The organism is Pelagimonas sp., from assembly GCF_058892305.1.
This window is the reverse complement of the sequence record NZ_JBZXVN010000049.1, coordinates 1-14,393: the sequence shown is the minus strand read 5'-3', so window position 1 is coordinate 14,393 and position 14,393 is coordinate 1. Positions and strand designations below refer to the sequence as shown.

Here is a 14,393-nt window from a genome sequence, read left to right as displayed (position 1 = left end):
TGCTGGGGTGTTCGGTTGGCATGGTCAACGTGCCGCGCATCAAGGGCAACCATAACGCGATGTTGTCTGGCAAAGCGGCGGCCGAAGCGGCCGTGGCGGCGATCAAAGCGGAGCGTCAGGGCGATGAGTTGAACGACTACGAGACCGAAGTTCGCGACGGCGCGATTGGTCAAGACCTGAAAAAAGTCCGCAATGTCAAACCGATGTGGTCCAAGTGGGGTCTGACCGCGTCTTTGGCGATGGGTGGTTTGGATATGTGGACCAATACCTTGGGCTTTTCGCTATTTGGAACCATAGGTCACGGTAAAAACGATGCCGAAAGCACAGGCGCGGCGGCGGCTTATGAGCCGATCGACTATCCGAAACCGGATGGCAAAATCAGCTTTGACCGCCTGACCAACGTGTCGTTTAGCTTTACCAACCACGAGGAAAGTCAACCGGCGCACCTTAAATTGACCGACGAAAACGTGCCGATTTCCATCAACTTGCGTCAGTTTGATGAACCTGCGCAGCGCTACTGCCCTGCGGGTGTCTACGAAGTTGTGAGCGAAGAGGGCAAAGACCCCAAATTTGTCATCAACTTCCAGAACTGCGTGCATTGCAAAACCTGCGACATCAAAGACCCGAGCCAGAACATCACCTGGACGGTTCCTCAGGGTGGCGACGGGCCAAACTACCCCAATATGTAAGCGTTAAACGGACCTTCATCTTTGATTGCGATACTTCCTAAGGGAATAATTGCGGTTAGAAGATGAAGGTACGCGACCCTCGTTGGCCTAGTTCATGGGCATTTGAACTTCGCACGCGCGAGGAGGCTTTTCTTGCGCGCGTGACTAATGTGAGCGCCTCAGGCCTTCGATTTGAAGGGAAAGTTGGCGCGCGCCCCGGACAAGTTGTAAAGTTCAAAGTACTGGGTGACGTCATCAGTGGCCGCATCATTCGTGTTTCCTTGGAAAGTGGTGCGGTTGCCTTTCGCAAAAAACTCACGCCTCAACAGTTTTCGATCATGCGCCAAATTCGTGGATTTCATGATCTATAAGTAAATTTTCCCTTGGCGGGGTCTGGAATGACAGTCTTGTCAGTGCTGTGCGATTGCGTTGCTGCGGCGAGCGTCATAGGCTTCGTGTTAACCGTGCTTATAACAAAGGGGCGCATAGTGGCATTTTGGGCAAACACAATTCGTGCAGCAGTGATGATGGCGGGGGCGTGCCTTCCGGTAAGTGTCGGAGCCAATGGCATCTCGGGTGATTACCTTGCCGCCCGACAGGCCAGCTTTTTGGGGGATTTCAAATCCGCCGCACATTATTACGGCCGCGCCATCATGTTCGACCCGGACCGGCCCGAGCTTTTGGAACGTGGCGTGTTGTCGAATTTGGCACTCGGTCAGGTCGAAACAGCCGCAGGTCTGGCGCAACATATGGCCGACCTTGGCCTGACAAGTCAGATCGCCCAAATGGCCACCGTTGCCCGCGATGCCAAAGCTGAAAACTATAGTGCAATCTTACAAGCGATTTCGGATAAACGCGCTCTTGGCCCGCTTGCGGATGGTCTTGTTCAAGCTTGGGCGCAACTGGGCCAAGGCGATATGAGCGCGGCTTTGGTCGGCTTTGAAGAGGTCAAGAAAATCCAAGGTCTGGGTGGCTTTGCCGTTTATCACAAGGCGCTTGCCCTGGCCTCGGTCGGAGATTTTGAAAACGCAGAGGCGCTGTTTGCGACCGACAACGCCGGTGGCCTTGGGCTGACGCGCCGCGGTGTTATGGCCCATGCCGAGATTCTGAGCCAGCTAGAGCGCAACGATGATGCGATTGCCTTGCTTGGCCGCGCCTTTGGACGTGACCTGGACCCTGAGCTAGATGCGATGCGTACGGCGCTTGAGGTCGGTGAAACATTGACCTTCACCCATGTGAAATCGCCGCGCGATGGGATTGCCGAAGTGTTCTATTCGCTTGGTGGCGCGTTATCGAATGAAAACAATGATGAGTTGACCTTGATCTACACTCAGATCGCGGAGTTCCTGCGCCCCGATCATGTGGATGCAATCCTGTTGACTGCCGAAGTGTTGGATTCGATGCAGCGCTATGAACTGGCTGTGACAACCTATGCCCGCGTGCCCAAGGACGATAGCTCGCATCATGCTGCCGAACTAGGCCGGGCGGCGGCCTTGAACGCCCAGAACAAGCCCGACGAGGCGATTGCCGTTTTGCGGGGCCTGACCGAAAGCCATGGTGATTTGCCAATCGTGCATTCAACGCTCGGCGACATGCTGCGCGCCGAAGAGAAATTTGTTGAGGCCAGCGCGTCTTACACCAAGGCGATTGACCTCTATGAAGAAGTCACAAACCGTCAGTGGTTTTTGTTTTACACCCGTGGGATCGCGAATGAGCGCCAAGGCAACTGGGAAGCCGCAGAGGTCGATTTTCGCAAAGCGTTGGAGCTAAACCCGGAGCAGCCACAGGTGTTGAATTACTTGGGCTATTCGCTGGTTGAGAAAGAAATGAAGCTGGATGAAGCGCTGGACATGATCCAACGCGCTGTTTCGAAACAACCGAATGCTGGCTACATTGTCGATTCGCTAGGTTGGGTTCTCTATCGCCTCGGCCGCTATGAAGAATCCGTACCCCATATGGAGCGCGCGGCGGAATTGATGCCGATTGACCCGATTGTGAATGACCATTTGGGTGATGTATATTGGGCCGTTGGCCGAACCCGCGAGGCGGAGTTTATGTGGAAACGCGCCCTAAGCTTTGCCGATTGGGAAGAGGCCGCCGAAGAGGCAGATGTTGATCGCATCCGTCGCAAGCTCGAAGTTGGTTTGGATCAGGTTCTTTCGGACGAAGGGGCAGAGCCGCTCAAGGTTGCGAATGGCGATTGAGGTCTTTGCTCCGGCCAAGATCAATCTAACGCTGCATGTGACGGGACAACGGGACGACGGCTATCACTTGCTCGATTCGTTGGTGGTGTTTGCAGATTTTGGTGATTTTCTAACCGTCGCGCCGTCAGATGAAATGGAAATGACGGTGTCGGGGCCCTTTGCCAAGGGCGTTCCGACCGACCACCGCAACCTGTGCTGGAAAGCGGCCGAGCTCTTTGGCGAATCCGTGTCGATTCATTTGACCAAGAACTTGCCTCATGCGGCGGGTATCGGCGGTGGATCGTCGGATGCGGCGGCTGTTTTGAACGCAATGACGTTGTTGTTCGACCGGCCTTGTGTCGGTGACCCGGTGTCGCTTGGGGCCGATGTGCCGGTGTGTCAGGTCGGCAAAGCGGTTCGAATGCAGGGTGTCGGCGAGGTGCTGACTCCCCTCGATTTCGAGCCAATATGTGCAGTTTTGGTGAACCCAAGGGTCGAAGTCCCGACACCTGTCGTGTTCAAAGGGCTGGCGTGCAAAACCAATCCTATGATGTCTGTCCCCCCAAAAACGGGCACAAGAGGTTGGTTGACCGAACAGCGCAATGATCTTGAAGGGCCGGCTATTGCTGCGGCTCCCGTCATCCATGAAGTCTTGCAAGCGCTATCGCAGTTGGAAGGAGTGCGCTTGGTGCGCATGTCGGGCTCTGGCGCGACCTGTTTTGGCGTGTTTGACAACCGTAGTCACGCAGAGGCCATGGCGCGCCAATTGGCAAAGGCGCACCCAGATTGGTGGGTGCGCGACGTGACGCTCAGCTAATTCTTAGCTTACCCGCGACACGACAAAGTCGTTGAGTTCGATAAGCAGGTCACGCAACTCGCTTTGCGGCAAAACACCCATCGCCTGTTTGGCACGGGCGGTCCAAGCGAGTGCCTCTTGGCGCGTGTCTTCGAGGGCGTTGTGCTTGTTCAAAAGGGCAATCGCGTGCTCTAGGTCGCCGTCGCGTTGATCCCCCTTTTCGATGACCCGCTTCCAGAATGCGCGCTCTTCGTCATTGCCTTTGGCAACAGCCTTGATCAGCGGCAGGGTCAGCTTGCGTTCGCGGAAATCATCACCGACGTTCTTACCGGTGGCATCCGAGCCCCAATAATCCAGAAGGTCATCAACGATCTGGAAAGCAATGCCGAGGGCGTCGCCATAGTCATAGAGCGCTTTAACCTCGTCGGCCGGGCGTCCTGCGATCACACCGCCAACTTCGGTTGCCGCCGAGAAGAGAGCGGCGGTTTTGCCGCGCACAACCTGAAGATAGGTTGCTTCGGTGGTGCCAAGGTCTTGCGCCGCTGTGAGCTGAAGCACTTCGCCCTCAGCAATGGTGGCCGCAGCATTTGACAGAATGCGCAACACATCAAGGTTGCCGGTTTCGGTCATCAACTGGAACGACCGGGCAAAGAGATAGTCGCCGACAAGAACGCTCGATTTGTTGTCCCACAAGAGATTGGCGGTGGGGCGGCCACGGCGCTTGTCACTTTCGTCGACAACGTCATCGTGAAGCAGAGTCGCGGTATGGATAAATTCAACAGTGGCGGCCAGATGCACATGATAGGGGCCGTCGTACCCACACATCCGCGCAGCGGCGAGCGTCAACAACGGACGCAAACGCTTGCCCCCAGCTTCGACCAGATGGGCCGTTACCTCGGGGATCCGTGGCGCATGTTCCGACGCCATGCGGGTCCGGATCAACGCATTTACAGCGACCATATCGTCGTCAAGCAATGCTGCCAGACGCTCATGCGGCTTTAGCGGTGTTTGTTCCACGCTCATCACACTCCCGTGCAAGGGTCGACATTTGCCGCGCCTTGTCCTTACATCCCTGTCATGGAAGAGCTTTTACGAACCACCGACATCACGCTGATCCCGCTGGCGAAAACACTTCTGGACGAGAAGGGTATAGACAGCTTTGAATTGGACGTAAACATGAGCATCTTGGAAGGTAGCATAGGCATTCTGCCGCGCCGCCTTATGGTGCGAACAGATGAGCTTGACGCGGCGCGTCGGGTTCTGCGCGAAAACGGAGTGAATTTTGAAGGTTGAGACCTTTGAAACGGACGAGTTGACCCAAGACGATTTTTTGGGTGGCAAGGTGCAGTTGCGCCAACCTCGGGGCGGATATCGCGCAGGGGTCGATCCGGTGTTGTTGGCCGCGACGGTTGAGGCCGGAGCGGGTCAAACCGTGCTTGAACTGGGCTGTGGGGCGGCTCCGGCCCTGTGTTGTCTGGGTGTGCGCATTCCGGGGCTGTATTTATACGGTTTAGAATTGCAGCCGGGCTACGCCGAGTTGGGCCAACACAACCTTCATCAAAACGGTCAGAAAGGTACGATCTGGCAAGGCGATGTGTCGTCTCCACCGGCGGAGATGAAGGCGATGAACTTTCACCACGTCATCGCGAATCCCCCCTATTTCAAACAAGAGAAACGGATAAGCGCGTGGGATGGCGGGCGCGAAATTGCACTTGCCGGGCAGACGGCATTGGAAACCTGGGTCGAGACCGCGACAAAACGTCTTCGACCTCGCGGATATGTGACCTTCATTCAGCGAGCCGAGCGGCTTCCTGAGTTGATGAGTGCCATGCAGAAACGAGTCGGGTCGTTGGAGCTTTTGCCGCTTTTGCCGCGCGTCGGACGGCCACCGCGATTGATTTTGTTACGTGGGCGCAAGGACGGTCGGGCGGATTTTAAATTCCACCCGCCGCAAATCATGCATGTCGGGCCGGTGCATGTGGAGCAAGGCAAGAGCTATACATCGCGCTTTGAAAAGGTGCTGAGCACCGGGGCATCTTTGCCGTTTTCCGGCTGATTTCGGGCAAATCTCTGCTGATTGTCATAAATCTGAGGCATTACTGTGCAGGTGCGGCGTGACAACCGCTTCTGATTGTGCTGGACTGCAAATGTTACCCATCAAAAGGAGGAAACTATGAGCTTGAGTTCACACCTGCAGGAACTGAAGAAGAAACATCAGTCGCTTTCCGATGCCGTTGAAGAAGCGCAGCGCGCTCCAGGGGTTGATGACCTGCAAATCGTGGACATGAAAAGGCAGAAGCTGAAGATCAAAGAAGAGATCGAACGGCTCAGCGACCCAGTCGCCTAAGCACTTTTCACCTCATGACCTGCTGGTTACAGCAGGTCCTCGATCGGGACTTGTGTCTTTCCAATAGTCCCATCTGGCAGTTTCCCAATCTCGGAGAACAGCCACTCTTCAAAGGCCGCAATTTGCGGCCTTTTTTCGTTTCCGTCGACACACAAAAACCGGAACCGAGTTGGCACCCGTAGTACAACCTTAAAGGGAGCAACAAGTTGGCCACTTGCCAAATACCGCGACGCCAAAGCCGATCGCCCAAGCACAACACCATCCCCGGCCAGCGTGGCATCCAAAGCATGGTCCGGTTGCGAAAACTGCGCTGCCAAGGTTGGGTCGTGATCTATTCCATTGGCGTGAAACCAATGCCGCCAATTGGCATTGGCGTGAAGCAAGGGCAGAGGGTCGCCATAAATCAAAGGCGCGTTGATCAGGCATTTGGGCGACGTGTAGCGTTCGGCAAGATCGGGACGCATCATTGGCATAACCGCGTCGTTGAGCAGGGTTCGGCTATACAGGCCGGTGTCCGGCCCATCGCCATAGCGCACCGCGACATCAATTTCATCGCGGTCGAAATCCATGGTGCGCAGGCTTGCGGCAAAGCGCAGTTCGATCTCGGGATGCGCGCGGGCAAAATCATATAGACGCGGAGCAAGGATTTTGGCGGTAAAGGCCGGACCCGCCGTCACAGACAACGCGCGGGTGTCTTGAAGGCGGCGCGTGGCGCTCCAAGCTGATTCCAAGCGATTGAACGCCTCGCTCGTGCCCGGGGCCAAAGCGCGACCCGCCTCTGTTAGCTCAACAGCGCGGGTGAGGCGGTGGAAAACCGGCTGCCCCAGATGTTCCTCAAGATTTTTGATCTGAAAAGACAGGGCGGCAGGGGTGACGTGCAACTCTTCGGCCGCCTTGGCAAACGACATGTGACGGGCGGCAGCCTCAAAGGCACGAAGGGCGGTCAGCGGCGGGAGACGATCTGGCATAGATTAGTTTTTCTTAAGTGAGAGCGGAAATAGTCTCGTTTGTCGCCTTCGACAGTGGGCGTTAGGTTCGTAGTAGTCAAGAGATGCTAACCCAAACCTAGGAGGTCACTATGATTGAGATTGCTCATAACCGCGAAATGGAACGTGCCATCAAAGTGGCCCATGCTGAACGCAGCGCTGCTTTTGCCGCGATTTGGACAGGTTTGTTTTCGCTGTTCCCTAAGTTTTCCCTGAGCCAGAAACCGCAGGCCACGCCCGCCGGTTAAGCTCCGGTCCAAACCGGACCAAAAGAAACGCCCCCGAACCGCAAGGCTCCGGGGGCGTTTTTGTTTTGAACTTTGTCTCGTCGTTAGACGAAGAACTGAGCACCGTTGGCGGAGATGGTCGAGCCATTGATAAAGCCCGCATCGTCGGAGGCCAGGAAGGCAACGCAGCGTGCGATTTCTTCTGGCTCACCCAAACGACCGGCTGGAATCTGGCCGATGATCGATTCGCGGACTTTTTCCGGAACCGCCATCACCATTTCGGTTGCGATATAGCCGGGGCAGATGGCGTTGGCGGTGATGCCAGCGCGCGCGCCTTCTTGGGCCAGGGACTTAACGATACCGAGATCGCCGGCTTTGGTCGCGGCATAGTTCACCTGAGCGAACTGACCTTTTTGACCGTTGATCGAGCTGATCACGATGATACGGCCGAACTTACGCTCGCGCATACCGGGCCAGATCGGGTGAACGGTGTTGAAAACACCGGTCAGGTTGGTGTCGATCACTTCGCTCCACTGTTCCGGTGTCATCTTGTGGAACGGCGCGTCACGGGTGATGCCCGCGTTCGCAACGACCACGTCGATAGGACCGAGATCAGCTTCAACCTGAGCAAGACCAGCTTTGGACGCGTCATAATCGGCAACGTTCCACTTGTAGGTTTTGATGCCGGTGGCTGCGGTAAAGGCTGCGGCCTTTTCGTCATTACCGGCATATGTCGCGGCAACGGTGTATCCGTCGGCCTGCAGTTTTTTTGAAATCGCTTCACCGATACCGCGGCTTCCGCCGGTGACGAGTGCAACTCTTGCCATTGTCTTCTCCAAAATGTGACTACCCATTGGGTAAGGTTGTTATTGAATTTCCCCGTCGCGCGCAACAATATTGCGCAACCTTTTTGCCGCAATGCGGCGATTTATAAAAAAAGAGGCGCCCGAAGGCGCCTCATATGTCGGATGACCCGAAACTTATGGGCGCTCCACACACAGTGCGACACCCATGCCGCCGCCGATGCAAAGAGTTGCGAGGCCTTTTTTGGCATCACGACGCTTCATTTCGAAGAGCAGGGTGTTGAGAACGCGGCAACCCGAGGCACCGATTGGGTGACCGATAGCAATTGCGCCGCCGTTGACGTTCACGATGGCCGGATCCCAGCCCATGTCTTTGTTCACGGCACAGGCCTGAGCGGCAAAGGCTTCGTTGGCTTCGACAAGGTCGAGATCGCCAACCGACCAGCCCGCTTTGTCCAAAGCTTTGCGCGACGCATAGATCGGACCAACACCCATGATCGATGGGTCAAGACCAGCAGTGGCGTAAGACGCGATGCGGGCCAAAGGCTCGATGCCGCGCTTTTCAGCTTCGTCCGCGCTCATCAACAGGGCACCGGCGGCACCGTCGTTGAGGCCCGATGCGTTGGCCGCGGTGACTGTGCCATCTTTGATAAAGGCCGGACGCAGTTTTTGCATGGCTGCCATTGTCGCGCCGTGACGAATGTATTCGTCTTTGTCGACAATGATGTCGCCCTTGCGGTTTTTGACGGTGAAGGGGATCACTTCGTCGTCAAATTTACCGGCATTTTGAGCGGCTTCGGCCTTATTTTGCGACGCAACGGCGAATTCGTCCTGCATGTCGCGGGAGATGTCCCACTTGGCAGCAACGTTTTCGGCAGTCTGGCCCATATGGTAGCCATTGAAGGCATCCCAAAGACCATCGCGAATCATTGTGTCGATGTATTTCATGTCGCCCATTTTCGTCCCGGCGCGCAGATGTGCAGCGTGAGTCGAGAGCGACATGTTTTCTTGGCCACCGGCGCAGACGATGGAAGCATCACCAAGCATGATGTGCTGGGCACCAAGTGCAACGGCGCGTAGGCCCGATCCGCAAACTTGGTTGATACCCCAAGCGGCGCTTTCTTGTGGCAGGCCGGCATTAATATGCGCCTGACGTGCAGGGTTTTGACCCTGGGCTGCGGTCAGAACCTGACCAAGAATGGTCTCGGATACTTCACCTTTTTCGATGCCTGCGCGTTCTACCAGTGCTTCGAGCACGGCAGAGCCAAGATCATGTGCAGGGGTGTTTGCAAAAGAACCGCTGAAGCTGCCCACGGCTGTCCGTGCTGCAGATGCGATAACGACATTGGTCATATGAATTCCTCCGGCCAAGCGTACCAAGCATGCATAGCGCGATTTTGCGTTGTGCAAAACCGAACTTTGCTCGCCTGTCAGGTGAGAGGAATAGATCAAGCCGCAGTGCAGCAAAAGAGACAGTGTGTCTCAGGCTTGCCCTTGGGTCATGCTGTGCGCTTATTTTCTGTGTCCCGCCAAGGGGGGCTAACCGTTGGCGCGGCGAAATAGAAACCTTGCAAACAGGTGACGCCAAGGTCGACTAGACATTGTGCATCGGCTAGGTTTTCAACATATTCCGCGACCGTAAACATATCAAATTGCTCAGCAATTGAGACCATCGCCGCGACCAATACTTGGTTGTCAGCATCCTGTGCAATGCCAACTGCAAACTCGCCGTCAATTTTAAGGATGTCGAAGTCGAATTCCTTGAAATGGCGTAGCGCTGTGTAGCCCGAACCAAAGTCGTCGATGGCAAAAGAAATCCCTTTGCCGCGCAATTCGGTCATGAAGTTCACGACCAATTCCGGAACAAGCATCGCCGAATGTTCGGTGATTTCAAGAATCAGGCGTTCCGCAACCGTTGGGTCCTGAGACAGGCCCTTGTTCAATGTGCGCATCCATTTCTTGTAGCCGATAGAGCGTGCAGACATGTTAATCGACAAGCGCAGATCGGGAACGCGGCTTAGCTCTGCTATACCTTTTTCCAAGGCAATGCAGTCAAGTAACCGACCGTATTCCGTTTCTTCGACGGTGTTGATGAATTCACCGGCCGGTATGACGCGGCCAGTTTCATCAAGAACGCGGATAAGCCCCTCGTGAAAAGCGACTCGATCCATAGCTTGAGAGTGGACTACAGGCTGGAAGGCAAGCATCACTTGGCGATGTTTGATCGCCCGCTTGACCATATCCATTATGCCTGCATCCCGTGTGTTTAAGGCGTGTTCGAGCGCATTGCGCGCCCCGCCGGGGATGTTCGTGTGGTCGCGTGCCAATTCCGCCTCCGTATCGAACCTGACACATTTGTGACGCCAAGGGTTTAAGCGATGCTTAAAGTTCGCGTTTGGTTCGAATTGTACGGAATTTCGATTGCTGTTGACTCCCACCCAGTCTGCCGTATAAGCGCGCCTTCATTGGTGTTGGTGGCCCTCGCAAGAGGATCCCTGTCATTCCGGCCAAATCCGGGAAGAGGACAACGCCCTTCAAAACCTAACTGAAGGATATCAGCTGTGACAAAACGCACATCTGCCAAGTACAAAATCGACCGTCGCATGGGCGAAAACATCTGGGGCCGCCCAAAGTCCCCAGTAAACCGTCGTGACTATGGCCCGGGCCAGCACGGTCAGCGCCGCAAAGGCAAAATGTCCGACTTCGGTCTTCAGCTTCGCGCCAAGCAGAAGCTAAAAGGCTACTACGGCGATCTGACCGAAAAGCAATTCCGCCGCATCTATGGCGAAGCAGAGCGTGTTAAGGGCGACACCGGTGAAAACCTGATCGGTCTGCTCGAACGTCGTCTGGACGCTGTTGTTTACCGCGCCAAATTCGTTGCCACCGTGTTCGCTGCGCGTCAGTTTGTGAACCACGGCCACGTTCTGGTGAACGGCAAGCGCGTGAACATTCCTTCGTACCGCGTGAAAGAAGGTGACGTTGTTGAAGTCCGCGAAAAATCGCGCCAGATGGTTGCACTGATCGAAGCGACTCAGCTTTCTGAGCGTGACGTTCCTGACTACATCGAAGCCGACCACTCCAAAATGACAGCAACATTCGTTCGTTCGCCTGGTCTGGCCGATGTGCCTTACCCTGTTGTTATGGAACCAAACCTGGTTATCGAATATTACGCTCAGAACTAAGCGTAAGTCGCACAGAATTAGAAAGGCCGCCCTATTCGGGGCGGCCTTTTTCGTTTGGGCAGTTCAAACTACACAAAAAAAACGCGCCCATCAGGCGCGTTTTATAAAGCTTAGAATGTGGCTAATTCAGATGTAAAGAACATCGCGGTATACGTGGCGCACGATGTCTTCGCGGCGAATACCTTTTGCAGAGAGTTCTTCGTCAGTAAGACGTTGCAGCTTTTCCACCTCGGCAAAGCGGGTGTTGGATTCGGCGATGCGAACCAGAGTCGAATAAAACCCGTTTAAGAAACCTGCAAACGGATTGCGCTTGGCCGGGAGTGGGGTTGACACATATGCCATGATCTTCACCTCGAAACTGTTAGCGTATGACTTGTATGAAGGTTATGCTGCGCTGCAGCGGAGCGCTAGAGGCACAAAGACATACCCGCTGCCACTGAAATGCATGGCTGGAACCTGCGGCAAGGCGCATGAAAAAGGGCGGCTCGAAAGCCGCCCCTTGTCAAAATGACTCATTAACCAGATGAAAAGTCCATTCCGAAGCTAAATATTGTCGCTTGGGCTGCGGTCACACTCACAGTACCACTATAGCGCGGAAACCTACGATTTCGCAATTTTCTGACGCCCATGAGCGCCAAAACACAAATTTTGCGCCAAAATACGACAATACGATCGCTGCGATGCCTGTTTTCTGTGCAAGTTCTTGGGTGAAGGGCATGAGACATGTGCGCCGGACTGAGAAAGCCGGTCGTAGCGATTCTAAAAACCTCGCGCGTCAGCCGTGATTACTTGGCTTCTCTGAGCCAATTATCCTCAAAGAGAAACGTTGACGTGCCCGCAAATTTTGCCATCCTGCTCAACTCAGCTTCAAGTTTTTGATGCCGGCCGCGGCCCCATGAAACCGAGCGCTCAGGCCAAAGCGCCGTGACACGCAGGGCATCAAGACGACGGTCAACGGAGGCATCAATCCGACCGATCAGCCTATCGCTTTCCAGAATCGGGAAAACATAATAGCCATATTGGCGCTTGGCGGCTGGTGTGAAAATTTCGATTCGATAGTGAAAGCCAAACAAGCGTTCGGCACGTTTTCGATCCCGCAGAGCCGGGTCAAACGGACTAAGAATGCGCAGACGGCTTGGTGGGTTGGGCGCATCTTGAACTTGGGAGAGGATGTCGGGCCGGGCAAAATGCTTGCGCAGACTGCCATCATTTTGGGTCACCTGAACCTCTATGATCTCACCTGTGGCCAAGGCGTCACGACACCAGTTGCGCGCTTCTGCGGCAGAGATCGTTGCCCAAAACGCGGCAATTTCGCCGCTTGTTGCAAACCCAAGCCGGTCAAGAGCAGCGGTACACAGCCAATCAACGCTGTCGTTTTCGTTGGGGTGGTTGTCTCGGTGCTCGTTGGGAATGACCCGAGCGCTCAGATCGAAGATCTTGCGAAATTGCTCGCGACGCGACACTGCCAACTGCCCTGTTTGCCAGAGAAACTCCAAGGCCGTTTTAGACGGGTGCCAATCCCACCATCCCCCAGATCCGCGGGCCTCGCCATCTCCGACATCGCCTGATCCACATCCGCCTTGGGCGGCGATTTGATCCAAAACACCCTGAATTTTTTCCTCAAACCCGCCGCGACGCCACACGCTCCATCGCTTGCGGAGTAGGGCGTCATTTCTGGTAAAGCGAAGATGCCAGAAGGGGTAGAACTCGGTCGGGATCACCGAGGCGTCATGGGTCCAATGCTCAAAAAGGCTCCGGTCCTTTTCCAGAAGGGTGTCAAGGTTTTTGGGCCGATAGCCCGGACGCCGGGAAAACAGGATCATATGATGAGCACGCTCGATGGTGCGAACGCTATCGACCTGAATAAACCCCAGCCGGGTGATCAGATCGAGAAGATCGGCTCCCTTGCCGGGGCCGGTCGGGGCCTCACCGAGTGCATGTTTGTCCAAGAACAAACGCCGCGCATCAGAATTGGAAAGCGTGATCACCGGCGCTTGAGCGTGTCGCCATAGGCAATGGTTGGCGTGAGTTCGATAATCTTGTCGATATCGGCGTCGGGGTTTTCTACGCGGGACGCAATAATCTGAGCGGCGCGTGTGCCGACCTCGGTGCGGCAGGCGTCCATTGTAGCAAGCTGTCGTGGAAGGCCCTGAAGCAATTCAACACCATTAAAGCCCGCGAGACCAATTTGACCGGGAATGTCGATGCCGTTGTCCAACATATGGAGCATACCGCCCGCAGCGATCATATCATTGGAATAATACAGAAAATCTATTTCGGGGTCGCGCTTGAGCATGGCTTCGGTCATCTCGCGGCCTTTGGCCAAGGCGGAGCCGCCCGAATAGAACTCTTGATCGACAACCTCGACGCCCTCTTTGGCAAGGGCCTCGGTAAAGCCTTCGAACCGTTTGCGCGCGCGGTGGTCCAGCGGCATTTTGGTACCCATGAAACCAATGCGTTCGTAACCCTGTTTCACAATCGCTTTGGCCATTTCACGTCCGGCACGGCGGTGTGAAATGCCGACCGCGCTATCAATAGCGGTGCCGTCTGTGTCCATGATTTCGACAACCGGAATGCCGCTTGCCTTAAGCATCGCGCGCGAGGCGTCGGTGTGTTCAAGCCCGGCGATGATGACACCGGAGGGGCGCCAAGACAGCATTTCATACAAAACCCGTTCTTCTTTTTCGGGCATATAATCGGTGACGCCAACAACAGGTTGAAGTTCGGTTTCTTCCAAAACACTCGAAATCCCGGACATGACTTCGGGGAAAACCATGTTGCGCAAGCTCGGGATGATCACCGCCACCAGATTGACCCGCTGACTGGCAAGGGCACCGGCGATTTTGTTCGGCACATAGCCAAGCGTCTTTGCGGCCTCTAGAACCTTTTCGCGGGTAGCTTGACTGACATCGCCGCGATTGCGCAACACCCGGCTGACCGTCATTTCAGAAACCCCCGACGCTTCTGAAACATCACGAAGGGTCAACGGGCGATTGGCATCATTGGTCACGGGCGAAATCCTTTTGGTTTGGGAAAACGTTACCGCAAACGCGCGTCGTGACACAAGATGGCCAATGTGACGCGGAGGCGGGATGACAAGCCGGAATGACCACGCTAAGAAAACGGAGAGTGGTCCCGTGGCTCAACTGGATAGAGCAGCCCCCTCCTAAGGGGCAGGTTGCAGGTTCGAATCCTGCCGGG

17 protein-coding genes are annotated in these 14,393 nt (G+C 55.4%); 9 read left to right on the top strand and 8 right to left on the bottom strand.

Annotated elements, in window-relative coordinates; all coding sequences use genetic code 11:
• The 4 genes from AC5EFR_RS19550 to AC5EFR_RS19535 all read left to right on the top strand — a co-directional run.
• On the top strand, positions 1–689 hold a 689-nt coding region (locus tag AC5EFR_RS19550; protein ID WP_493577414.1), incomplete at its 5' end, for a 4Fe-4S dicluster domain-containing protein.
• Between the two features lie 62 nt (positions 690–751).
• Positions 752–1,039, top strand: coding sequence for a PilZ domain-containing protein (locus tag AC5EFR_RS19545; RefSeq protein ID WP_493577413.1), 288 nt, complete (start codon positions 752–754; stop codon positions 1,037–1,039).
• A gap of 153 nt (positions 1,040–1,192) precedes the next feature.
• Positions 1,193–2,872, top strand: coding sequence for a tetratricopeptide repeat protein (locus AC5EFR_RS19540; RefSeq protein ID WP_493577416.1), 1,680 nt, complete (start codon positions 1,193–1,195; stop codon positions 2,870–2,872).
• Positions 2,862–3,668, top strand: coding sequence for a 4-(cytidine 5'-diphospho)-2-C-methyl-D-erythritol kinase (locus AC5EFR_RS19535; RefSeq protein ID WP_493577412.1), 807 nt, complete (start codon positions 2,862–2,864; stop codon positions 3,666–3,668). The genes AC5EFR_RS19540 and AC5EFR_RS19535 overlap by 11 nt, the downstream gene beginning before the upstream one ends.
• A gap of 3 nt (positions 3,669–3,671) precedes the next feature.
• Here the strand turns inward: AC5EFR_RS19535 and AC5EFR_RS19530 are convergent, their stop codons facing one another.
• Positions 3,672–4,670: a polyprenyl synthetase family protein gene (locus AC5EFR_RS19530; RefSeq protein WP_493577411.1), complete on the bottom strand. Its 999-nt coding sequence runs from the start codon at positions 4,668–4,670 to the stop codon at positions 3,672–3,674.
• A gap of 54 nt (positions 4,671–4,724) precedes the next feature.
• On the opposite strand from AC5EFR_RS19530, the gene AC5EFR_RS19525 reads away from it, so the two are divergent.
• The 3 genes from AC5EFR_RS19525 (at position 4,725) to AC5EFR_RS19515 (ending at position 5,994) form a co-directional block, all read left to right on the top strand.
• On the top strand, positions 4,725–4,940 hold the full coding sequence (locus AC5EFR_RS19525; RefSeq protein WP_493577410.1) for a putative signal transducing protein: 216 nt from the start codon (positions 4,725–4,727) through the stop codon (positions 4,938–4,940).
• Positions 4,930–5,703: a tRNA1(Val) (adenine(37)-N6)-methyltransferase gene (locus AC5EFR_RS19520; RefSeq protein ID WP_493577409.1), complete on the top strand. Its 774-nt coding sequence runs from the start codon at positions 4,930–4,932 to the stop codon at positions 5,701–5,703. The genes AC5EFR_RS19525 and AC5EFR_RS19520 overlap by 11 nt, the downstream gene beginning before the upstream one ends.
• A 117-nt stretch (positions 5,704–5,820) precedes the next feature.
• Positions 5,821–5,994 carry a YdcH family protein gene (locus AC5EFR_RS19515; RefSeq protein WP_299926172.1) on the top strand — a complete coding sequence of 58 codons (174 nt, stop codon included), beginning with the start codon at positions 5,821–5,823 and terminating at the stop codon, positions 5,992–5,994.
• A 26-nt stretch (positions 5,995–6,020) separates the two neighbouring features.
• On the opposite strand, the gene gcvA is transcribed toward AC5EFR_RS19515, so the two are convergent.
• Positions 6,021–6,962 carry a transcriptional regulator GcvA gene (gene gcvA / locus AC5EFR_RS19510; protein WP_493577408.1) on the bottom strand — a complete coding sequence of 314 codons (942 nt, stop codon included), beginning with the start codon at positions 6,960–6,962 and terminating at the stop codon, positions 6,021–6,023.
• A gap of 110 nt (positions 6,963–7,072) precedes the next feature.
• Here gcvA and AC5EFR_RS19505 point away from each other — a divergent pair, with 110 nt between their 5' ends.
• A complete protein-coding gene (locus AC5EFR_RS19505) occupies positions 7,073–7,228 on the top strand; it encodes a hypothetical protein (protein WP_299926178.1) in 156 nt (51 codons plus the stop codon).
• An 83-nt stretch (positions 7,229–7,311) separates the two neighbouring features.
• Here AC5EFR_RS19505 and phbB read toward each other — a convergent pair whose 3' ends face one another.
• From phbB to AC5EFR_RS19490, 3 genes are all read right to left on the bottom strand, one after another.
• On the bottom strand, positions 7,312–8,034 hold the full coding sequence (phbB, locus tag AC5EFR_RS19500; RefSeq protein WP_299935895.1) for an acetoacetyl-CoA reductase: 723 nt from the start codon (positions 8,032–8,034) through the stop codon (positions 7,312–7,314).
• Between the two features lie 153 nt (positions 8,035–8,187).
• Positions 8,188–9,363: an acetyl-CoA C-acetyltransferase gene (locus AC5EFR_RS19495; protein ID WP_493577407.1), complete on the bottom strand. Its 1,176-nt coding sequence runs from the start codon at positions 9,361–9,363 to the stop codon at positions 8,188–8,190.
• Positions 9,364–9,509: 146 nt separating this feature from the next.
• A complete protein-coding gene (locus AC5EFR_RS19490) occupies positions 9,510–10,337 on the bottom strand; it encodes an EAL domain-containing protein (RefSeq protein WP_493577406.1) in 828 nt (275 codons plus the stop codon).
• Positions 10,338–10,571: 234 nt separating this feature from the next.
• Between AC5EFR_RS19490 and rpsD the strand changes: the two genes are divergently transcribed.
• Entirely contained in the window at positions 10,572–11,192 is a 621-nt protein-coding gene (gene rpsD / locus AC5EFR_RS19485) for a 30S ribosomal protein S4 (RefSeq protein ID WP_493577405.1), read from the top strand.
• Positions 11,193–11,318: 126 nt separating this feature from the next.
• Here the strand turns inward: rpsD and AC5EFR_RS19480 are convergent, their stop codons facing one another.
• The 3 genes from AC5EFR_RS19480 to AC5EFR_RS19470 form a co-directional block, all read right to left on the bottom strand.
• Positions 11,319–11,534, bottom strand: a complete 216-nt coding sequence (locus tag AC5EFR_RS19480; protein WP_493577404.1) for a DUF1127 domain-containing protein — start codon at positions 11,532–11,534, stop codon at positions 11,319–11,321.
• A gap of 443 nt (positions 11,535–11,977) precedes the next feature.
• Positions 11,978–13,177 carry a winged helix-turn-helix domain-containing protein gene (locus tag AC5EFR_RS19475; protein WP_493577415.1) on the bottom strand — a complete coding sequence of 400 codons (1,200 nt, stop codon included), beginning with the start codon at positions 13,175–13,177 and terminating at the stop codon, positions 11,978–11,980.
• Positions 13,177–14,202, bottom strand: coding sequence for a LacI family DNA-binding transcriptional regulator (locus tag AC5EFR_RS19470; RefSeq protein ID WP_493577403.1), 1,026 nt, complete (start codon positions 14,200–14,202; stop codon positions 13,177–13,179). Before AC5EFR_RS19470 ends, AC5EFR_RS19475 begins: the two co-directional genes overlap by 1 nt.
• Positions 14,203–14,393 lie beyond the last annotated feature (191 nt).